The 19,516-nt window shown below is 51.0% G+C and carries 21 protein-coding genes and 1 tRNA gene; 17 read left to right on the top strand and 5 right to left on the bottom strand.

The annotated features are described in order from the left end of the window. Positions 1 to 116 precede the first annotated feature (116 nt). The 3 genes from FD34_RS00580 to FD34_RS00570 all read left to right on the top strand — a co-directional run bounded on the left by FD34_RS00580 (position 117) and on the right by FD34_RS00570 (position 3,242). A complete protein-coding gene (locus tag FD34_RS00580) occupies positions 117 to 1,649 on the top strand; it encodes a glutamate--cysteine ligase (protein WP_057805755.1) in 1,533 nt (510 codons plus the stop codon). Between the two features lie 80 nt (positions 1,650 to 1,729). Beyond that, the gene (locus tag FD34_RS00575; protein WP_057805754.1) at positions 1,730 to 2,659 is read left to right on the top strand and encodes a lactate/malate family dehydrogenase; all 930 of its coding nucleotides are present in this window, start codon (positions 1,730 to 1,732) and stop codon (positions 2,657 to 2,659) included. Next, the gene (locus FD34_RS00570; protein ID WP_057805753.1) at positions 2,652 to 3,242 is read left to right on the top strand and encodes an LOG family protein; all 591 of its coding nucleotides are present in this window, start codon (positions 2,652 to 2,654) and stop codon (positions 3,240 to 3,242) included. The genes FD34_RS00575 and FD34_RS00570 overlap by 8 nt, the downstream gene beginning before the upstream one ends. Before the next feature lie 26 nt (positions 3,243 to 3,268). Here the strand turns inward: FD34_RS00570 and FD34_RS00565 are convergent, their stop codons facing one another. Beyond that, positions 3,269 to 3,631, bottom strand: a complete 363-nt coding sequence (locus tag FD34_RS00565) for a DUF4828 domain-containing protein (protein WP_057805752.1) — start codon at positions 3,629 to 3,631, stop codon at positions 3,269 to 3,271. Between the two features lie 167 nt (positions 3,632 to 3,798). Here FD34_RS00565 and FD34_RS00560 point away from each other — a divergent pair, with 167 nt between their 5' ends. The 4 genes from FD34_RS00560 (at position 3,799) to wecB (ending at position 7,473) form a co-directional block, all read left to right on the top strand. Continuing rightward, positions 3,799 to 4,818 (top strand): Gfo/Idh/MocA family protein, encoded by a 1,020-nt coding sequence (locus tag FD34_RS00560; RefSeq protein ID WP_057805751.1) that lies wholly within the window; start codon positions 3,799 to 3,801, stop codon positions 4,816 to 4,818. A gap of 12 nt (positions 4,819 to 4,830) precedes the next feature. Continuing rightward, entirely contained in the window at positions 4,831 to 6,135 is a 1,305-nt protein-coding gene (locus tag FD34_RS00555) for a DEAD/DEAH box helicase (protein ID WP_057805745.1), read from the top strand. Between the two features lie 60 nt (positions 6,136 to 6,195). Further along, positions 6,196 to 6,268 (top strand) — tRNA-Arg (locus tag FD34_RS00550). Positions 6,269 to 6,342: 74 nt separating this feature from the next. After that, complete coding sequence (gene wecB, locus FD34_RS00545) at positions 6,343 to 7,473, top strand: non-hydrolyzing UDP-N-acetylglucosamine 2-epimerase (RefSeq protein ID WP_057805744.1); 1,131 nt, start codon at positions 6,343 to 6,345, stop codon at positions 7,471 to 7,473. Between the two features lie 49 nt (positions 7,474 to 7,522). Here the strand turns inward: wecB and FD34_RS00540 are convergent, their stop codons facing one another. Together FD34_RS00540 and FD34_RS00535 are read right to left on the bottom strand one after the other, a co-directional pair. Further along, positions 7,523 to 7,981, bottom strand: a complete 459-nt coding sequence (locus tag FD34_RS00540) for a GtrA family protein (RefSeq protein ID WP_057805742.1) — start codon at positions 7,979 to 7,981, stop codon at positions 7,523 to 7,525. Then, positions 7,974 to 8,429, bottom strand: a complete 456-nt coding sequence (locus FD34_RS00535) for a flavodoxin (RefSeq protein ID WP_057805740.1) — start codon at positions 8,427 to 8,429, stop codon at positions 7,974 to 7,976. Before FD34_RS00535 ends, FD34_RS00540 begins: the two co-directional genes overlap by 8 nt. Before the next feature lie 136 nt (positions 8,430 to 8,565). Here FD34_RS00535 and map point away from each other — a divergent pair, with 136 nt between their 5' ends. From map to FD34_RS00520, 3 genes are all read left to right on the top strand, one after another. Next, on the top strand, positions 8,566 to 9,420 hold the full coding sequence (gene map / locus FD34_RS00530) for a type I methionyl aminopeptidase (protein WP_057805737.1): 855 nt from the start codon (positions 8,566 to 8,568) through the stop codon (positions 9,418 to 9,420). Positions 9,421 to 9,862: 442 nt separating this feature from the next. Next, a complete protein-coding gene (yjeM, locus tag FD34_RS00525; RefSeq protein WP_057805735.1) occupies positions 9,863 to 11,374 on the top strand; it encodes a glutamate/gamma-aminobutyrate family transporter YjeM in 1,512 nt (503 codons plus the stop codon). A gap of 102 nt (positions 11,375 to 11,476) precedes the next feature. Further along, positions 11,477 to 12,370 (top strand): YihY/virulence factor BrkB family protein, encoded by an 894-nt coding sequence (locus tag FD34_RS00520; protein ID WP_057805733.1) that lies wholly within the window; start codon positions 11,477 to 11,479, stop codon positions 12,368 to 12,370. Positions 12,371 to 12,405: 35 nt separating this feature from the next. Here the strand turns inward: FD34_RS00520 and FD34_RS00515 are convergent, their stop codons facing one another. Beyond that, complete coding sequence (locus FD34_RS00515; RefSeq protein ID WP_057805731.1) at positions 12,406 to 12,645, bottom strand: DUF2922 domain-containing protein; 240 nt, start codon at positions 12,643 to 12,645, stop codon at positions 12,406 to 12,408. A 20-nt stretch (positions 12,646 to 12,665) separates the two neighbouring features. Beyond that, positions 12,666 to 12,878: a DUF1659 domain-containing protein gene (locus FD34_RS00510; RefSeq protein ID WP_057805729.1), complete on the bottom strand. Its 213-nt coding sequence runs from the start codon at positions 12,876 to 12,878 to the stop codon at positions 12,666 to 12,668. Between the two features lie 98 nt (positions 12,879 to 12,976). Between FD34_RS00510 and recX the strand changes: the two genes are divergently transcribed. The 7 genes from recX (at position 12,977) to glf (ending at position 19,247) form a co-directional block, all read left to right on the top strand. Then, positions 12,977 to 13,777, top strand: coding sequence for a recombination regulator RecX (gene recX / locus FD34_RS00505; protein ID WP_057805727.1), 801 nt, complete (start codon positions 12,977 to 12,979; stop codon positions 13,775 to 13,777). A gap of 63 nt (positions 13,778 to 13,840) precedes the next feature. Next, the gene (locus tag FD34_RS00500; protein ID WP_057805725.1) at positions 13,841 to 14,608 is read left to right on the top strand and encodes a DUF4422 domain-containing protein; all 768 of its coding nucleotides are present in this window, start codon (positions 13,841 to 13,843) and stop codon (positions 14,606 to 14,608) included. Positions 14,609 to 14,624: 16 nt separating this feature from the next. Continuing rightward, positions 14,625 to 15,554 carry a glycosyltransferase gene (locus FD34_RS00495; RefSeq protein ID WP_057805723.1) on the top strand — a complete coding sequence of 310 codons (930 nt, stop codon included), beginning with the start codon at positions 14,625 to 14,627 and terminating at the stop codon, positions 15,552 to 15,554. A gap of 11 nt (positions 15,555 to 15,565) precedes the next feature. After that, positions 15,566 to 16,213, top strand: a complete 648-nt coding sequence (locus tag FD34_RS00490; RefSeq protein ID WP_057805721.1) for a sugar transferase — start codon at positions 15,566 to 15,568, stop codon at positions 16,211 to 16,213. 33 nt (positions 16,214 to 16,246) lie between these two features. Continuing rightward, the gene (locus tag FD34_RS00485) at positions 16,247 to 17,473 is read left to right on the top strand and encodes a hypothetical protein (RefSeq protein WP_057805718.1); all 1,227 of its coding nucleotides are present in this window, start codon (positions 16,247 to 16,249) and stop codon (positions 17,471 to 17,473) included. Then, positions 17,454 to 18,113 (top strand): Wzz/FepE/Etk N-terminal domain-containing protein, encoded by a 660-nt coding sequence (locus tag FD34_RS00480; protein ID WP_057805716.1) that lies wholly within the window; start codon positions 17,454 to 17,456, stop codon positions 18,111 to 18,113. Before FD34_RS00485 ends, FD34_RS00480 begins: the two co-directional genes overlap by 20 nt. A gap of 15 nt (positions 18,114 to 18,128) precedes the next feature. Then, positions 18,129 to 19,247, top strand: a complete 1,119-nt coding sequence (gene glf, locus FD34_RS00475) for a UDP-galactopyranose mutase (protein ID WP_057805712.1) — start codon at positions 18,129 to 18,131, stop codon at positions 19,245 to 19,247. Positions 19,248 to 19,516 lie beyond the last annotated feature (269 nt).

Here is a 19,516-nt window from a genome sequence, read left to right as displayed (position 1 = left end):
CCGCCGGATAGCGGGGCCGTTCCTTTTGTTTTGGTGAAATACATTAAAATCTTGCTCATTATATCCCAAAAGTGTTACAGTTGAGTGCGAGATAAAAAGATGAGGGTGGAGAAGCGATGACTGGAAAATATGATGCGATTAAGACGGCATTAAACGAGCCCGCGATGAATGCCAAGATGTTTGCCTGTCGCTTTGGATTGGAAGTAAAAAAGCACCGGGTGCTGACGAATGGGCGAGCAAGTCGCTATCCATACCCGGTCAACCTGCGTTCCCGGCGGCACAACCTGTACCTAAACTCTGGGTTTACTGATGATATGATTGACTTTGAGACCGAGCCGGTCGTTGGTAGCAAGCGAGCGGTACAGCACTTAAAGGCCCTGGAGCAGATCATGATCGCCAACCTGCACGACGATGAACGCCTCTGGCCACTGAGCATGGCCCCAGCGCCACTCTACCAAAATGACCTGGACTACCTCAAGACGGACTTTACCAAGCCGTGGGGCCAGGCCAATCACGACTACCTGGGGAAAAAGTATGGAATCGCCCAGGAGATCTTGGGGGATGTCCACGTTAATTTCAGCCTGGACAACGACCTGGTTCAGGAATTGTACCAACGCTTCTATACTGACCGTTACACGAGCCTGACCGACTTTCAAAACCACCTCTACTTCAAGTTGGCTCAGCACTTCTACCTCTATCAATGGCTCTTCACCTACCTCTTCGGCGCCAGCCCGGTCACCGAGGACATGCCACAGAGCTTCCCAGACGATCTCCAGTTACCGGTACGGAGCCTGCGCTGCAGCAACTACGGTGATGACAATCTGGCTACGGAGCAGGTAACCTACGCCTCACTGGAGGAGCACTTCAAGCAGCTCCAGGCTTACATCGACAATGGAACCTTCTACAGCTTGAAGGAGTTCTTCGGTCCGGTGCGGATGCGGCGGCATAACCACGATAACAACGACCTGATGGGAATCCTCAACAACGGGATTAACTACCTGGAGTTTCGGAACTTTGACCTTGACCCGCTATCCCGGACGGGGATCAGTGACGACACGATCAACTTCCTGGAGCTTCTTCTCCTGGACAGCCTGGTTTCACCACTACCGAATAACCTGGCGCACAGCTTGGTCGAGGCCCGGAAACTGAATAACGAGGTGGCCCTCCAGAAGGCCAAGGACGAGACGGAATGGATGAAGAAGGCGGCCAACGAGTTGATGATCGAGCTCCAAGCCTTCGTCGAGGACTTCAACGCTCCGCGAGAGTACCGGCTAGCATTGACCTTTGCCCAACGGCGAATCGACGACCCGTCGCTGACCATCAGTGGTCAATTGGCAGACCAGTTGGAGAATGGAAACCTCCTGTCATTTGGCCTGAAGATCGCTAATGACCGCTACACTGCTAATATCGGCTATCAGCACCCCCTGCAGGCCCTTAGCAATGAATATTCCGACGATGCCCAGCGCCTGGTCCGGGCCGCAATTGAACTCGGTGTTCAGACCCGCCTGGAGCCGACCGCGATTACCCTGTCGGTCGGTGATCACCAGGAGGTCTACCAACCGCATGGTGAATTTGACTTCAGCAAGGGCGCCCGTGAGTTTGTTCTCAACGTCTTTCCTGAGGCTGCGGCATTTCAGGAAGAGCAGTAAGTAAAGTTTAAGGGGAGGTACAAGCTGTGGCCGTGTTGGTCCCAGCTTTTTTATTTCCCGGGAAATAAAGGTGAGAAGAAATGAGTAAGATTGGAATCATTGGATTAGGACACGTCGGCCGGCTGCTGGCCCACCAGCTACTGGTGACGGGAATGGGGGATGAGTTGGTGCTGATTGACCGGGATGACCAATTGGCCCTGGCCGTCCAGACCGACCTGCGTGATGCCGCGGTTGCCCTGGCCGGCCACCCCAAAATTATTATTCAGGACTACGCTGCATTGCGGGATGCCCAGGTCATCGTCGTGGCGGTGGGCAAGAGCAGCCTGATCGCTGACCAGCCAATGGCTGAGCTGGTCTTCAACCATGACGCCATCAAGCAGGTGGCTACTCAGGTCAAGACCAGTGGCTTTACCGGCGTTGTCCTTAATCTGAGCAACCCCAACGAGGCGGTCACCGCCTACCTCCAGCAGCAGCTCCTCCTGCCGCCCAAGCAGGTGCTGGGAATCGGCACCGTTTTAGAGACGGCCCGCCTGCACCAGGCGATCGCCGCGGCGGCCAAGCTTGCCCCGGCCAGTGTGTCCGGCTTCGTTTATGGTCAACACGATGGTCAGCAGGCCTTTGCCTGGTCGACGGTCCGGGTTAACGGCCAATCCCTTGACCAGACGATTAATGGCCACCACCTTGACCACCAACAGCTCAAGATCAACGCCGACCTTGACAACTGGTACACTTTGCAGGGGCTGGGCTACAACGCCAGCGCGGCCTGCACCTGGGCAGCTCGGATCGTCAGAGCAATCCTGACCGATGAGCAGCTGGCCCTACCGGTGGCAATCTTCCAGCCCCAGTACGAGGGTTACGTCAGCTTCCCGGCCCTGATAGGTCGGCAGGGCATTGGTAACCTCCTTTTGCTCAATCTCTATCCGGTTGAACAAGCCGGAATCAAAACCGCCGCGGCGACGATCGGTCAACAGGTTGCGGCACTACAAAGGATGGATGAAAACAATGATTAAACGCTTAGCAATATACTGTGGGGCCCGTGACAGTCACGATCCCCGTTACCTTCAGTCAGCCCACGAGCTTGGTCTGACGATGGCCAAGCACCAGATCGAACTGGTCTATGGTGGGGGTCGCTACGGCCTGATGGGTGCCGTTGCCCAGGGGGTCCTCGATGGGCAGGGGATTGTCCACGGGGTGATTACCAAACAGCTGGCCGGGCGTGGGGTTACCTTCGAGGCGGCTACCGACCTGCACCTGGTCGACGACATGGATACCCGTAAGGAAACGATGATGAAACTGGCCGATGGGATGCTGGCCCTTCCCGGCGGCCTGGGGACCCTTGAGGAGATTAGCCAGGCGGCATCTTGGATGACCCTTGGCAACAACGACAAACCAATTGCCTTTTATAACCTCAATGATTTCTATTCTCCCCTGCAGAAGCTCCTGGTCGAGATGAATAAGGCCGGTTTCCTGGAGCAGCGCTACCTGGATAGTCTCTGCTTCAGTGCCGACTTCAAGCGGGTCCTGGCCTTCATGAATAGCTATCGGGCACCAATGCGGCGGCATTATAAGAACGAAAAAAGAAGTTTAAACTAAAAAAAGCCGTATCAACGGCGGTCAAATTATTGTAATGGTTGAATCGCATAGACCTGGTCATCGGCCTCGTCGGTAAGCGAGACGGGCCGGTTTTCGTTGGCGCGGATCGTAATGTGATAACCGAACTTGTCGAGGAAGACCAGCTTATCGGCTTTGATCTGTTGAACGGTGGCCGGAATGGGTTGATTATCGATGTCCAGTTTTAATTCAGGAGAAATGGTGATTTTGTGGGATCGATCGCGTTCCTTATCATAATATTGCCAGGTGCCAGTGTAAAAAATTGGTAACGCGGTCGTAGTGTTACTCTTCTTGGCGTGACTGAACCCTAAAGTACTGCTGAGTCCAGCCATCAGTCCCGCACCGAAAAGTAACATTCCCTTTTTCTTCATATTTCATCAGTCTCCTCAATTAAGTATGTGATAAGTCAAATTTAGCTCCAAGATTATTATACATACATTTGTATTATGAGAAGATTTCATTTCTGTTAAAATCACGCAATAATTGGTAAAATTAGGTGTAAGCAATTTTAGATTACGTAAAGGGAGACGAGAAAAGGATGCTTAAACTCGGAATTATTGGAACGCACATTATCACTGATCAGATGTTAGATGCAGCTAAGACGACCGGCAAGTACCAATTGACGACGGTTTATTCACGGGCGCTGGCCCGGGCCAAGGAATTTGGTGAGCCATATGGTGCCACTGAATTCTACGATGACCTGAATAAGTTCTTCGAAGAGGGGGACTTCGACGTTGTCTACATCGCCTCACCAAACAGCCTCCACTACCAACAGGTTCGGTTAGCGATCGAAAATGACAAGTTCATCATCGTTGAGAAGCCGGCCTTCGTCAACCCGGACGAGTTCAGCGCAATCGAATCCCTGCTGGCAGCCCACCCAAAGGCCCGGCTGGTCGAGGCGGCCCGCCACATCCACACACCACTCTACCAACAGGCCCTGGAAAAGGTCGATTCGATGAAGCAGAACCATTGCCAGGGGGCCACGATTACGGTCATGAAGTACTCCTCCCGTTATGACAAGGTTCTGGCCGATGACAAGCCATACCCGAACATCTTCACCCTGAAGTTTGCCGGTGGGGCACTGATGGACCTCGGGGTATACGCCGTCTATGGTGCAGTTACCCTGTTTGGTGAACCGTCAACGGTGGTCTACTACCCAACCCTGGCCAAGACCGGCGTCGATGCCAAGGGTGTGGCCATCCTGAACTACCAGGACTTCTCTGTCACTCTGAACTTCGGGAAGACGGCTAACTCCCACCTCGACTCCGAGGTCTACGGTCTCAAGGACACCTTGGTCTTTGACAGCATCTTCAACACCAAGCAGGTTACCTACTATGATGCCGACCAGAACGCCCACCCGCTGGACGCCCCGGTCGAGAAGAACTCGATGACGGATGAGATGAATGACTTTGCCGACCTCTTCAACAACCCCGACGACGAAGGCGAGATGAAGAAGTACAAGCACTGGATGGACCTGGCACGGACGGTCAACTCCGTCATGTACTCGATGCGCCAATCCGCCAACCTTATTTTCCCCGCCGACAATGATCAGGAATAGGATGATGTTTAATTGATCAAACAGTTTCAAGAACACTTTAACGAACGCTACCAGGAACCAACGGCGATCCAGTCAGCCGTCGCGGCGGCACTGGCCAATGATCAATCGGTCCTGGGGATTGCCCCAACCGGTTCCGGGAAGACTTTGGCCTTCACCCTGCCCCTCCTGCCCAAGGTGATGCCGGGGACGGGGACCCAACTGTTGGTCCTGTCGCCTTCTCAGGAGTTGGCCTTGCAGACCGCCCGGGTGATGCGGGAATGGGCAACCCTGATCGGGGTCAAGGTTCAATCCCTGACCGGGGGCGCCAACCTTCGCCGCCAGGTGATGAAGCTTCATGAGCACCCGGATGTCGTTGTCGGCACCCCCGGCCGGGTCCTCCACATGCTGGATAACCACCACCTGAAGCTCGGCCACCTCCAGACCTTGGTGATTGATGAGGCGGACGACCTCCTCCAGGATGATACCCAGGCTGTGGTTGAGGATATCGAACGGGTCACGCCGCTCAGCACGCAACTGGCCTTCTTCTCAGCCACCAAGTCACCGGTATTCAACGACCTCGACGTAATGTTTGGCCGGGACATTGTGACCTACGACGTCCGCAACACTGACCACTCCCGCGGCCCGGTCAAGCATGGTTACCTGACCGCCCGGACCAACCAGCAAAAGACAGCGATCCTGCGGCGATTAGCCAGTGTCAAGGACTTCCGGGCCTTGGTCTTCTTCAACAGTACCCGGACGCTGAACTACGCAGCCAGCCGCCTGCGCCATGAACACGTTGCCGTGGGAACCCTTGGTGGGCGTCAGCGCCAGGTTCAGCGGGAGAAGGCGATGCGGATGTTCCGCAAGCGCCAGCTGAAGCTCCTCTTGACCACCGACCTGGCCGCCCGGGGGCTCGATATCCCGAAGCTGCCGGGAGTGATCAACTTTGACCTCCCCAAGCAGACTAACACCTACATTCACCGGGCCGGACGGACGGGCCGGCAGGGTGAACCGGGCGTGGTCCTGAACCTTGGGGATGACCACGACATCCGTGACCTCAAGAAGCTGCTCACGGATACCGACTACCGCCTGGTGCGGATGTATATCGGCAACGACCAGCTGACCGACCAGAAGCCGGTGGCCGGCCAAAAGGTGGTTTCCTTAGGGAAGCAGGCCAGTCGCCGCCTCCAGGAAGAACAGCATGACGATGGTAATGTCCACAAGCGGATCCACAAGACCCTGGCCAGCTTCAGCAAGCCCCAGCGCAAGCGGCACAAAAAGAACCGGAAGAACAAGGGAATTCGGCTCAAGCACCGCCGCAAGAACGCGGGTAAGTAATTAAAAAGAATATTACCGTCTTTACCTTCTAAGGATAAAATGCGATAATATTCTTTGTTTGGTCCCATAGTATAATTGGATAGTACATCCGCCTCCTAAGCGGTCGATTCCGGTTCAAGCCCGGATGGGATCATCATTGTCAACCGTGTCGAACCATCGCGACACGGTTTTTGTGTAAGTTAGACAATCAAAAAAGGGGAGATCATCATGCGGGGGCCGTATCAGATTATGTCGTTATTTGGAACGCGGGCGGAGGCGTTGAAGCTGGCCCCGGTGATCGAACGGATGCAGGCGGCACCAGACACCTGGCAGCCAATTGTGGTTACCACCGCCCAAGAACAACACCAGCCCCAACTGCGCCAGGTCCTTGACCGGTTGAAGATCACACCGGACTTCAACTTGGACGTGGCTGGCGGGCCGGAATACGACCTGGTTGAGCAGCTCAGCAAGCTCCTCCATAATCTGAACAACGTCATGCACGCCAGCCAACCAGACATGATCCTGGTAGCGGGGGATGCGACGACCAGCCTTGCCGCCAGCCTGGTCTGTTTCTACCAGCACCTGCCATTGGGGCACGTCGAGGCTGGCTTGCGGACCTACGATAAGGAGCTGCCTTTCCCTGACGAAATGCACCGGCGTTTGACTGATGACCTGGCGGACCTTTACTTTGCGCCGACGACCCGGGCCCGGGACAACCTGCTCAAGGAGTTTCACCCGGCCGAGCAGATCTACGTCACCGGGAATACCTCGATTGACGCGGTCGAGGAGGCGCTCAGCCCGGACTTTCACAGTGACCTGCTCAATGGGCTGCCGGACAGTCACCGTTTAATTATCCTGATGATGAGTCGGGCGGAAAACGTCGGGGAGCCGATGCGCCAGGTCTTTCATACGGTCCGGGACATCGTCGAGACCAACCCCGATGTCGAGCTAGTCTGCCCATTGACGCCAGATCCCGAGGTGATGAGCCTGGCGGGGGAGGTCCTCGGTGAGCGGGACCGGATCCACCTGACCAAATTGTTGCCCCACAAAGACTTCCTCAACATTGCGGCCCGCAGTACCCTAATCATCACTGATTCCGGAACCATCCAGGAGGAGGCTCCAGCCCTGCATAAGCCGGTCCTCCTCCTGCGGGAAAAGACTGAGCGTCAGGAAGCCGTCGACGTCGGGGCGGTCCAGATTGTTGGTACCGACCCGACCAGCATCCAGCAGGCGGTCTTTGAGCTGCTAAACAATGAGCGGGCCTACCAGAAGATGGCCACGGCGCCGAACCCATTCGGTGACGGCCACGCCAGCGCCCACATCCTGGGAATCATTGAGGATTACCTGAAGGCCAAATAGCACGAAAAAACGGCTGAAGAGCGAAAGTTCACTCTCCAGTCGTTTTAATTTAGTCTTCGTCCTTGCCGTGTTCCACAATGTCGCGGTTATCGTGGAAGATCAGCCATTTCGAGAAGATGTAGTTGGCGATCACGACGATGACGTTATCGATGATCTTGACAATCAGCTGCTGGAGCGGGCTATTGAACTTCAGCAGACTGATGCCGACGTACATGATGATCACGTCCATGATCAGGGTCAGCCCCCGGTAGAAGTAGAACCAGAAGAACTCCTTAAGAAAGGCCTTGACGGTCGAATAGTGGGAGCCGAAGACCCAGACCTTGTTAGTAAAGTAGGCGACCAGAACGGACAGGAACCAGGCGATCACGTTAGCCAGCTGGTAGTTCCAATGGACCCCGGAGCTGAGAAACTGGAAGACCACAATGTTGACGACCGTGGTGACCACGCCCCAGAAGAGGTAGGCGATGACCGAGCGGTACCTGTTGAAGAGGGCGACGAGCTTAGTCATTGGCCTGCGCCGCCTTTTCTACGAGCTGCTTGGCAAAGGCGTCCAGCTTCTTGATGTCGTCCTCGTCCGGTGCCAGGTTGACGTGAACGTTCTCAGCCCCCTTGCTAGCACCAGTTTTAGCCAGGGCCTCACCGAACTTATCGACAGCCACGCAGAAGTCGTTGCCGTAGAAGGTGTCGCCAGAACCGGCCACCCCGTAGACCTTGCCATCCAGCTGTTCCTCCTGGAGGTCGTCATAGAAATCGAGACCTTCTTCGGGCAGGGCTCCCTCATCGTAGGTGTATGGACAGATGACGCAGATGTCGACATCGTTGAAGTCGGCAGGGTCGGCCATTGTTATTTCAGTTTCCTCGACGTCGACGTTCAGGTCCTCCAGGGCATCGGTGATGATGTCGGCCACGTCCTCGTTATTACCGGTGATTGTCGCGTAGACCACAAGAGCTTTCATTGATTATTCCTCCATAGTATCGATATTGCTACTTAATTATAACAGTTTCATAGTATAGCATGCTTTGGGCAGAACGGGGGAACTAGTGGTATACTGTTAAAGATAGAAATGTCAAAAAAGGAGACATATTGAGAGAATGATTACGTTAAAATCACCTCGTGAAATTGAAGCGATGGAAAAGGCCGGGGCCGCACTGGCGGGAATGCACCTCGGGATTCGTGAGTTTATTCGGCCGGGGATGTCCAGCTGGAAGATCGAAGAGTTCGCTCGCAAGTACTTCAAGGCGGCTGGCGCCAAGGCTGAGCAGATCGGCTTTGAAGGCTACAAGTACGCTACCTGTGTCAGTGTCAACGACGAAATCTGTCATGGTTTCCCGCGCAAGAAGCTGGTCCTGAAGAAGGGGGACCTGGTCAAGGTTGACACCGTGGTCAGCGTCGACGGTTTCTTCAGTGATTCCTGCTGGTCCTATGCGGTCGGTGAGGTTAAGCCGGAGATTGCCAAGCTGATGGACGTCACTAAGAAGGCCCTCTTCATGGGGATCGACCAGTGTGTTCCGGGCAACCGGATCGGTGACATCGGTGCTGTAATTCAGCACTACACCGAAGACGAGAACGGCTACGGTGACGTTCGAGAGTTTGTCGGTCACGGGATCCAGCCAACGATGCATGAAGATCCGATGGTGCCGCATTACGGTGAGCACGGTCAGGGTCTTCGCCTGCGGAACGGCATGACAATCACCGTTGAACCGATGATCAACACCGGTACCTGGGAGGCCGACACCAGCGACCCGAGCGGCTGGCTGGCCAAGACGGCTGATGGCGGTTGGTCTTGTCAATACGAGCACACGCTGGTGATCACCAATGATGGTCCCAAAATCTTAACTTCGCAGGATCCCGAGGCCGATGCCAAGTACCTTTATGATGACAACTACGCTAAGTACCTCGACCACTACGGCAAGATTGCCCGTGAAATCGCCGAACAATTCAAGTAAAAGCAAGGGAAGGCGCCCTCCGTTTTTGGGGGCGTCTTCTTTTTGTACAAAATTAGTTAAATTGACTTTCAAAACGAAATATTCAAATGAGAAATTTGGGTAACTAACTTCATAATCTTAAGTCGGCGCGGATGCTTAGTTAAATAAAGCAAAGCGTCTAGTTGATTTCTCATTTTAAAAGTAATCTTTTCAGAATAATTTGCATAGCACAGAAGAGATGAAATGTTTTCCAGGGCAACACATCTTTGCATGAATAATCATTTTTACGATTAATATGCATTGATTAATACTAATATGCAGACAGATATGCATATTTTGAATGAGAAAAAGATTAGAGTCTGCCCGGATCACTTTTATTTTACTCAGAAAGGGCTATACTTAAATTATTAAATGATTTCTTATTTTTATTTAAGAAAGTTAAATTATTTGGAGGTCTAATAAATTGGACGATCAAAGTGGTAATACAAAGAAAATGATTACTACCTTCGGCCTGGTGGCGATGATCATCACCTCAATCTTCGGATTCGGGAATGTTTCAAACGCCTACCTACAAATGGGCTACGGTAGTATTATTTGGTACGCATTAGCCGGGATCTGTTTCTTCTTCCCATGCGGTTTAATGATGGCCGAATATGGTTCAACCTTTAAGGATGCCAAGGGTGGTATCTATTCCTGGCTGGCCGGCTCGATCGGTGAGCGGATGGCCTTCATTGGGACCTTCGTCTGGTTAGCATCCTGGATCGTCTGGATGGTTTCTACTGCCTCACGGATCTGGATCACCTTCTCCGCACTGATCTTCGGTAAGGACACGACCCAGCAGTGGCACTTCTTGGGACTGACCTCGACCGAACTGATCGGGGTCCTTGGGATCATCCTGATGCTGATCTGCACCTACTTCAGTTCACGGGGCATGACCGCGATTGCTCGGGTTGGTTCCCTCGGTGGGATCTTCACCGTGGTTGTTAACATCATTTATGTTATTGCAGCAATTATTGTTTTAATCGTTAACAAGGGTGCCATCGCCCAGCCATTCCACGGTGCTAAGGACCTGATCCTTTCACCAAATCCACAGTTCCAGACACCGATTGCCATTATTTCATTCGTTGTCTACGCCATCTTTGCCTATGGGGGGATGGAGTCTCTGGGGTCCGTTACTGATAGTATGGAGAACCCCGAGAAGACGTTCCCACGTGGCCTGATCATCGCCTCCATCTTCACGATTGGGGCCTACGTTGTCATGATCATCATGGCTGGTTGGTTTGCCAACTACAACGGTGACTTTGCCAAGGGTTCAACCAACCTGGGGAACGCCACCTACGTGCTCTTCAACATCCTGGGGGTAAAGCTGGGCTTGGCCCTGGGTTGCTCCTACGCCACGGCGCTGGTTTGGGGTGCTGCCATGACGCGGATCGTTGCCTTCTCACAGGCCCTCGGGTTCCTGGGTGCGCTCTTCGTTCTGATGTACTCACCAATCAAGGCCTTCATCCTGGGGTCTAACCCAGAACTTTGGCCAAAGAAGCTGACCAAGCTGAACAAGGCCGGAATGCCAGCCGACGCCATGTGGCTGCAGGTAACCATCGTTTCCATCATCATCTTATTGGTGGCCTTCGGCGGTTCCGCTGCCCAGAAGTTCTACACGGTTCTGACCGATATGGCCAACGTGTCAACCTGTTTCCCATACCTGTTCCTGGTGGGTGCCTTCCCATTCTTCAAGGCTAAGAAGAACCTTGATCGGCCGTTCGTAGTCTTCAAGAATCGGTTCTGGACCAATGTCTTGGTATGGTTCGTTGAGATTATCCTGATTATCGGGATTATCTTCACCTTCGTTCAACCAATGCTGGATCACGATTGGCAGACGGCCTTCTGGACGATTGCCGGCCCAATCTTCTTCGCCGCGGTTGCCCTGATCTTCTACCAGGTTTCTGCCAAGAAGCACCACATCAATGAAAAATAGTTAATTTAACCCTTATGTTAAGGCTCGCTAACAATTTGCTAGCGGGCCTTATTTTTTACCATTGGTCTGGTATAATAGCCCTATATTTTGGGGAGGGTAGTCATGACAGAAGAGCCGGGAAAAATGAAGAGGTTTATTGCGTTGCTAATGGAGCACTTCCAGATGGCGCAGATTTCAAGCTCGGCAGCGGTATTGGCCTACTATACCCTGCTGTCGATCTTTCCGGCCGTCCTGGTGATTGGAAACCTCCTGCCGATGGTGGGAATCGATGCGAAAACGGTCCTGAGCTATCTTCAGACTGCGGTGCCAGATGCCGTTTATAGCTTCCTCCAGCCGCTGATCTACGACTTCCTTCAGCGGGGGAGTGGAGGCCTGCTGACGACCGGGGCCCTGATTGCCCTTTGGTCGACCAGCCAGGGGATCGCGGCCTTCCAGCGGAGTGTTAACTTAACCTATGGGGTGGCCCGTAATCAGAATCCGGTCAGCAACCGGGTGATCTCATTCATCTGGATGATTGTGGTACTGGCCATTATCTTTGTAATTGTCCTCCTGTACGGTCTCGGTGAACAGGTGCTGAAAAGCATTCAGCCGATCTTCAACTTCCGGCGTGAATATATCTATATCTTCAACTCCTGGCGGTGGCCGGTTACCTTTGCCGTCCTCTTTATCGCCCTCTGCCTCCTTTACTACTTTGTACCTAATGCCAAGGTCCGCCTGCGCTATGCCGTGGCCGGGGCTTTCATGGCAGCGCTTCTCTGGATGGGGCTGTCGCGGTTGTTCTCCTTCTATACGGTGATCTTTCGCCACAGCGTCATCTCTTACCAGACGATCGGGGCCTTCATCGCCATGATGGTTTGGCTGGACTGCTCCGGCTACGTGATCATGCTGGGGGCCGTCCTCAATGCGACCCTCCAGGAGGCCCATGAGGGGGAGCTTCGTGAGCGGGAACACTTCTGGCAGCTGGGTGACAATCGGCATAATAAAAAGGAGCAGTAACCGGGATGGCTACTGCTCGCTTTGTTCGCGGTGAATTACTTATTGGTGGTCTTTTCGGCGTCATTGAAAAGCACGGTGTCGACCGTGTCAACGTACTTGGCAGCCAGCGGGGTGGCACATAGCTGCTCGTCGCCCTTGACGAAGAGGTTGGCGGCGGCAATCAGGTCCATTGCCTGGCGGACGGTCTTGGCGTCGAGGTCGCTGTTGGCGTAGCTGAGCTTGAGTAGGTGCTTCTTGCCCTTGTTGGTCTTGAATGTGAGGTTGAGTGATTTCATGTTAGATTACCTTCCTTTGCTTAGTCGAGGGTAACGTGGTCCGTGACGATGACGTTGACACCAACGCACTTTTCGTTGGTCAACAGGGCGACCGCCTGGGTCAAGCTGGTGAGCTGGTCATTGCTGAACTGTTGACTAACATTGTTGAAGAGGTGGTTGACCCCTTTAGGATGTTGGTCCCCGACCATCGTGACTTGCACCTTTGCAGACTTGAATTGACGTTCCATACTCATGTTGAGCACTCCTTTACTGTTAGTGTTGATAAGTAGCGGCCACTGCTTACACTTATACAGACGGTTGGGGAGGGCGGATGTAAAGGAGAATCTGAAAAATGGGTAAAATTACCAAAATCGAGGCCCAGAAGCGACGGGGCCGTTACAACGTCTACCTGGATGGCAAGTACGCCTTCCCGGTGGCTGAGAGTGTCTTGATCAAGTTTCGCTTGATCAAGGGGATGGAGTTGGATAAGAAGCAGGTGGCCGCGATCACGACCGCCGACCAGCAGGCGCGGGCCTACTCACGGATGCTGGACTACCTGGCCCACCAGCTGCGGACGGAGAGTGACATTGTCAAGAAGCTCCATGACCTAGAAACGCCAGAGCAGTTTGTGGGGCCAATTCTCCAGAAGCTGCGTGAACAACACCTGGTGGACGACCACGAGTACGCGGCCAGTTACGTGCGGACGGCAATAATTACCAGTTTGAAAGGGCCGGGGGTAATTCGCCAATATCTGCGGATGAAGAAAATTGGGGAGAACGACATTGCCGATGCGCTGGCCCAGTTTACCCCCGATCAGCAGCGCACCAACGCTAGTAAGCTGGCTGAGAAACTCTTTCGCCGCTACCGCAACCAACCCTTGATGCGTCAGGAGCAGAAGGTGCGGCAGGGGCTACTGACCAAGGGATACACAAGTACAATTTTCGATCAGATTCGTGAACAGGTAACCCCGCAGGAGGATCCCGACCAGCAGGAGGAACTGTTGGAAAAGACGGCCACAAAATTGTGGCATCGCTACCGGCGTTATATCGGGCGTGACCGGATCCAGCACTTCAAGCAGGGGATGTTCCGACGGGGGTTCGACCTCGACCGCGTCCAGGCCTGGCTGGACCAGCAGGAAGAAGGGCTTTCCTAATGGGAGAATTAATGGTATTATTTGCTTTGATTGTATTTTACTAAAAAACAGGAGTTTACTATCTTGAAAGTAAAAATCTTAGTTGCCGTTCATAAGAACTACCGGATGCCGGATGATCCGATGTACCTGCCTGTTTTTGTCGGTAAGGAGGTCCGCCCGGCGGTCAACCATACCTTTCAGGGCGACAACACGGGGGATAACATTTCCGCGAAGAACCCGCATTATAATGAATTAACTGCTCTCTACTGGGGATGGAAGAACCTCGACGTCGACGCCCTCGGTCTGGTTCATTACCGGCGTTACCTGTCGATGAGCCACTCCAAGGACTTGTCGACCATCCTCAACCAGGAGCAGGTCGAGCAGCTCTTCCAGGATGCCGACGTGATCCTGCCGAAGAAGCGGCACTACTATATTGAAACAAATGAGTCCCATTACCTGCACGTTCACGAACATGCACCATTGGAGATCACGCGTGAGGTGCTGAAGCAGGACTATCCGGAATACATGCCGGCCTTTGAGCACGTGATGAAGCAGACTTCAGCCCATTACTTCAACATGATGGTCATGAAGAAGCAGCCGCTGGATGAATACTGTAGTTGGCTGTTTGAGGTGTTGGGCAAGGTTGAGCAGCAGGTTGACTATTCCAGCTACACACCATATGAGCAGCGGGTCTTCGGCTTTCTTAGTGAGCTCCTGCTAGATACCTGGTTGAGGACCCACCAGGAATATCGGACGGTGGAGGTCAACCGGGTCTTCCTCGAGAAACAGAATTGGCCGCTGAAGATTGCTAAGTTCCTGAAACGGAAGGTTACCGGCCACGGTGAACATTAATCAGTGAGGTGGTATAATGCCAAAGTTATCGATCGTCGTTCCATGCTATAATGAGCAGGAGTCAATTCCGCTCTTCTATTCGGCGGTGGAGAAGGTCGTCCGGCAGATGCCCGTCGAGGTCGAATACTGGTTCATCAATGATGGGTCGGGTGATCATTCACTAGAAGAGATGCGCAAGCTTCACCAGTCCGATCCGGACCGGGTCCACTACGTATCATTTTCCCGTAACTTTGGTAAGGAGGCGGGACTCTATGCGGGCCTGCAGGCGGCCACCGGTGACTATGTCGTGGTCATGGATGCCGACCTCCAGGATCCGCCGGAGTACTTGCCAGTGATGTACAAGGCGATCTCCAGTGGTAAATACGACTGCGTAGGGATGCGGCGAACGGACCGGAAGGGGGAGGCACGCTTCAAGTCCTTTCTGAGTGACCAGTTCTACAACGTCATCAATAAGATCTTGGACACCAAGATTGTCTCTGGTGCCCGCGACTACCGGATGATGACTCGCCAGATGGTCGATGCTGTCTTGTCACTGACCGAGTATAACCGCTTCTCTAAGGGGATCTTTAACTGGGTCGGCTTCAATACGAAGTACCTCCCGTATAAGAATGTAGAGCGGGTTGCCGGGACCACTGATTGGTCGACTTGGAAACTGTTCAAGTACGCCTTCGATGGGATTACCGATTTCTCGGAGGCCCCGTTATCGATTGCCACCTGGATTGGGGGACTGTCGGCGTTTGTTGCGATTATCGGTCTGATTGTCGTAATTGTCCGGCGCTTCATCGTTCCAGGGAGCAGTGTGAATGGTTGGGCGTCACTGGTCTGCATCATGTTATTGCTGGGTGGAATTCAGCTACTCTGCCTGGGAATTGTTGGCCGCTACATCGGTCGTATCTACATGCAGACTAAGAAACGTCCAATCTATATTGTAAAAGAGAAAAAATAAGGCATAGGAGTATGGAAAAAAAGGTAGAAATCAAGCAACGATCGAAAGGGTACCTTTTCTGGAAAAGGTTCTTTGATATTGTGCTGTCTTGCATCGCGCTGGTCTGTTTCAGTCCGGCCTTCCTGGTAGTGTTCATCGTGAGCCGCTTCGGCAGTAACAAGGGACCACTGTTTTACAAACAGGTTCGAATCGGCTGGCATGGCAAGCCGTTCAAGATCTATAAGTTCCGCTCGATGGTGGCTAACGCTGATGCCATCCTCGAGAACGATCCAGAACTGTACGCAAAGTACGTTGCCAATAACTATAAACTGGAACCGGAGGAAGACCCCCGGATCACCCGCTTGGGACGGTGGCTGCGGAAGACATCGATCGATGAAATCCCCCAGTTTCTAAATATCCTGCGTGGTGAGATGAGTATCATCGGACCACGGCCGGTGGTTAAGAAAGAACTCGCTGAATATGGAAATAGGGTTGATAAATTCTTATCCGTTAAGCCCGGTGCAATGGGACTCTGGCAATCCAGTGGACGGAGTAATATTCCTTATCCAGAACGTTGCGACGTGGAACTAGAGTATGTTGATAAGGCCTCATTGGCTTTTGACACTAAGATTATGTTTAAGAATATTATTAGCATTTTTAAGAGCGAAGGCGCCTATTGAAGAATGAGCGTTTTTGATAGGAGGTAAAGTTGAATGAAGGTTTCCAAAGCAAACCATCGACTCTTAGATATACCAATTACAGGGGAACAAATTTACCTTTTTGCTTTTTGCTTTTATTTTATCCTTGCTTTTTTACAGACAACTACATATATAGCTTATGTCAGTGAGAAGGCCTCACAAAAAATAGCACTTCTTGCTGTAGTGCTTTTATTAGTAAAAATATTTATTTATGATAATAATTCTTTAAGGTCTTTTATAATAAACATACTTGCGCTAGAATTCTTAGTAGTTATTTGGCGGACTTCCCATGACGTAAAGTTTTTCTCGCTGGGGATGTTTGTATTAGGTGCACGAAATGTTAATTTCAGAAAAATAATATACTTGTATCTAAGCATCGGTACCATTTTTCTTATTTTCACGGTTGGTTCTTCCCTAAGTGGTCTAATTAAAAATTTGATTTATTATCGAGGAACTGATACCAGTATCGTTCGTCAGTCACTGGGAATCCTTTATCCAACCGACTTTGCTGCGCATGTACTCTTCTTATTCTTGGCTTACCTTTATCTACGTTTTGATAAGATCAATGTACTGGATTACCTGGCCTTAATTATTGCAGCAATCGTAATAACAGTTATCTGTAATGCAAGATTAAACGTATATGCCCTGTTATTGGCTATTCCGGTATTTTTCTTCGGTAAGAGAGCAAAAAGCGGAAAGATAATCAGTTCCTTTATCGCCGCCTTTTATTGGACCGTGCCTACAATTGCTGCTTATTTCATCATTATGTTAACGGCCTTTTATGATAAGTCTAATAATATTATGTTGAAGCTTAACCACCTGTTGTCTGATCGTCTTAAGTATGGATCGGCGGCATTTAAGCAGTATGGGACATCTTTGCTCGGACAGCATGTTCAGGAACATGGCTGGGGTGGTTTAGGCGGACAAAATATGGCAGATCACAGTATGATGAATAGCTATTTCTTTATTGATTCGTCATTTTTGCGTTTATTTATAATTTACGGAATCTTAGTCACCATTGCCGTCTTGTTGATTATGACGATTATTTCTTGGCGATCTATTCATAATAATTCTTATGCATTAGCAAGCGTAATGATGATTGTGACTATCAGTGCTGTGGTTGAACAGCACCTACTTGATCTAAGTTATGATCCCTTTTTGATAGCTTTGCTGGCAAATACTTCATTGCCACTGCTTGGTGATAAAGGATGGAGGAAGAAAGTTGAAAAATTACACTCTTAAAGAGCTTACTCAGATGTTCTGGAAAAGTTTGTGCTTAATTATTATTTTAGCCATTGTCGGTAGCGGTGCTATGGGTATCTATGCTAAGCATAAGCAAACAACAACTTATACGGCTACACGAGATGTCATGATTACTCATAATTTGAATAATGTTCAAGCAAGTGATGGTAATCCATATGACACAAGAGTGAATGCTGATATTAATATGATGCCAACCTATGCTAGCATAGCCGAAAATAAGAGTATCTCTGTTCAAGCTCGTAAGTATTTACCGAAAAAATTAAAGAAGCAATACTCAGTGGATGCACTAAATAGCACTATTGACAGTGAAAGTCACCAACAATCATTAGTTCTCACGCTGAAAGCCAAAACGACTTCCCCAAAGGACTCTGTTGAGATTGTCAATGCAACATCTAAAGCTTTGAAACAACAATTACCTAAGTTACAGCCTGGTGTTGGACGAATAGTCTTATTAGAAAAGGCATCTCCAAAGACCGTTAACGCTACTACCAAGCCTGGATTAAAGAAATATGTGGCGGCTGGCCTAGCTCTAGGGGCATTATTGGGTATTATCATTTCATTTATTGTAATTACCCTTAAGGATATTGCTAAAAGAAATACGCTCGGCAAAAAGAATTAGTAGAAAGGGTTAATTATGAAAAAGTATGATTATCTAGTAATAGGTGCAGGACTTTTCGGGGCAACCTTTGCCTACGAAGCCGCTAAGCGTGGCAAGCGCGTCAAGGTGATTGAAAAGCGTGATCACATTGCTGGTAACATCTATACTAGAGAAATTGATGGCATCCAAGTCCACCAATATGGTGCCCACATCTTCCATACTTCAAACAAGAAGATCTGGGATTACGTCAACCAGTTTGCTGAATTTAATCGGTACACCAACAGTCCAGTGGCCAACTACAAGGGTCACATGTACAACCTGCCCTTTAACATGAACACCTTCAGTGAGATGTGGGGGGTCCGGACACCACAGGAAGCTGAAGACAAGATCAATGAACAGCGCCAGGAAATGGCGGGTAAGAAACCACAAAACCTGGAGGAACAGGCAATCTCATTGATTGGCCGTGATATCTACGAGAAGTTGATCAAGGGCTACACTGAGAAGCAGTGGGGACAAAAAGCTACGGAGCTGCCGGCCTTCATCATCCGGCGGTTGCCAGTTCGGTTAACCTATGACAACAACTACTTCAACGACCTCTACCAGGGGATTCCAATTGGCGGCTACACCCAGATTGTTGAAAAGATGCTAGCCAGTGACCTGATCGACGTTGAGACCGGCGTTGACTTCTTTGCCAAGAAGGATGAATACCTTAAGGATTACCCTAAGATTGTCTTTACTGGAATGATCGATCAGTTCTTCGACTACCAGCTGGGGGAATTACAATACCGGAGCCTTCACTTTGAGACCGAAGAGAAGCCCGTTGGTAATTACCAGGGGAACGCGGTCATCAACTACACTGATGCTGAGACGCCATACACCCGAATCATTGAGCATAAGCACTTTGAATTTAGTAAGGGTGACAAGGACAAGACGATCATCACCCGTGAGTATCCAGCTGACTGGCACCGTGGTGATGAACCATACTACCCGGTTAACAACCAACGTAACAACGAACTCTACACCAAGTACGCTCAATTGGCTAAAGAAAAGGCCGATAACGTGATTTTCGGGGGTCGTTTGGGTCAGTACCGGTACTACAACATGGATCAGGTCTTGGGGGCTGCATTAAAGTCAGTCGACCAGGAATTTAAGTAATAAAATTTGATGGCGGATTGAGAATAGATTCTCGGTTCGCCATTTTAATATTGTTAAGGCGGTTTTCATTACCTTTTGTTTAGTATAATACAGTAAGCAGTCAATAACGATACGTATTGAAAATGAATAAAAGGGCGTGAGCCGCGGCTTCTTGCGGTTCACGCTCTTTCTTTAGTTACGACATACTTGTTGCACTTCTTCTGCCCATGGTAGAAAAGCCTCAATGTCGCTCCTTTTCTGATTGGGTAGTCGATCAAACAGGTATTTGA

Source organism: Limosilactobacillus pontis DSM 8475 (assembly GCF_001435345.1).
Classification (GTDB): Bacteria; Bacillota; Bacilli; order Lactobacillales; family Lactobacillaceae; genus Limosilactobacillus; species Limosilactobacillus pontis.
This window is presented reverse-complemented; position numbering and strand designations above follow the sequence as displayed.

Bases quoted from the DNA above. Each gene is read 5' to 3' on its own strand.
- FD34_RS00580 (WP_057805755.1), top strand. From the start codon at position 117: ATGACTGGAAAATATGATGCGATTAAGACGGCATTAAACGAGCCCGCG.
- FD34_RS00575 (WP_057805754.1), top strand. From the start codon at position 1,730: ATGAGTAAGATTGGAATCATTGGATTAGGACACGTCGGCCGGCTGCTG.
- FD34_RS00570 (WP_057805753.1), top strand. From the start codon at position 2,652: ATGATTAAACGCTTAGCAATATACTGTGGGGCCCGTGACAGTCACGAT.
- FD34_RS00565 (WP_057805752.1), bottom strand. From the start codon at position 3,631: ATGAAGAAAAAGGGAATGTTACTTTTCGGTGCGGGACTGATGGCTGGA.
- FD34_RS00560 (WP_057805751.1), top strand. From the start codon at position 3,799: ATGCTTAAACTCGGAATTATTGGAACGCACATTATCACTGATCAGATG.
- wecB (WP_057805744.1), top strand. From the start codon at position 6,343: ATGCGGGGGCCGTATCAGATTATGTCGTTATTTGGAACGCGGGCGGAG.
- FD34_RS00540 (WP_057805742.1), bottom strand. From the start codon at position 7,981: ATGACTAAGCTCGTCGCCCTCTTCAACAGGTACCGCTCGGTCATCGCC.
- FD34_RS00535 (WP_057805740.1), bottom strand. From the start codon at position 8,429: ATGAAAGCTCTTGTGGTCTACGCGACAATCACCGGTAATAACGAGGAC.
- map (WP_057805737.1), top strand. From the start codon at position 8,566: ATGATTACGTTAAAATCACCTCGTGAAATTGAAGCGATGGAAAAGGCC.
- FD34_RS00520 (WP_057805733.1), top strand. From the start codon at position 11,477: ATGACAGAAGAGCCGGGAAAAATGAAGAGGTTTATTGCGTTGCTAATG.
- FD34_RS00515 (WP_057805731.1), bottom strand. From the start codon at position 12,645: ATGAAATCACTCAACCTCACATTCAAGACCAACAAGGGCAAGAAGCAC.
- FD34_RS00510 (WP_057805729.1), bottom strand. From the start codon at position 12,878: ATGAGTATGGAACGTCAATTCAAGTCTGCAAAGGTGCAAGTCACGATG.
- recX (WP_057805727.1), top strand. From the start codon at position 12,977: ATGGGTAAAATTACCAAAATCGAGGCCCAGAAGCGACGGGGCCGTTAC.
- FD34_RS00495 (WP_057805723.1), top strand. From the start codon at position 14,625: ATGCCAAAGTTATCGATCGTCGTTCCATGCTATAATGAGCAGGAGTCA.
- FD34_RS00490 (WP_057805721.1), top strand. From the start codon at position 15,566: ATGGAAAAAAAGGTAGAAATCAAGCAACGATCGAAAGGGTACCTTTTC.
- FD34_RS00485 (WP_057805718.1), top strand. From the start codon at position 16,247: ATGAAGGTTTCCAAAGCAAACCATCGACTCTTAGATATACCAATTACA.
- glf (WP_057805712.1), top strand. From the start codon at position 18,129: ATGAAAAAGTATGATTATCTAGTAATAGGTGCAGGACTTTTCGGGGCA.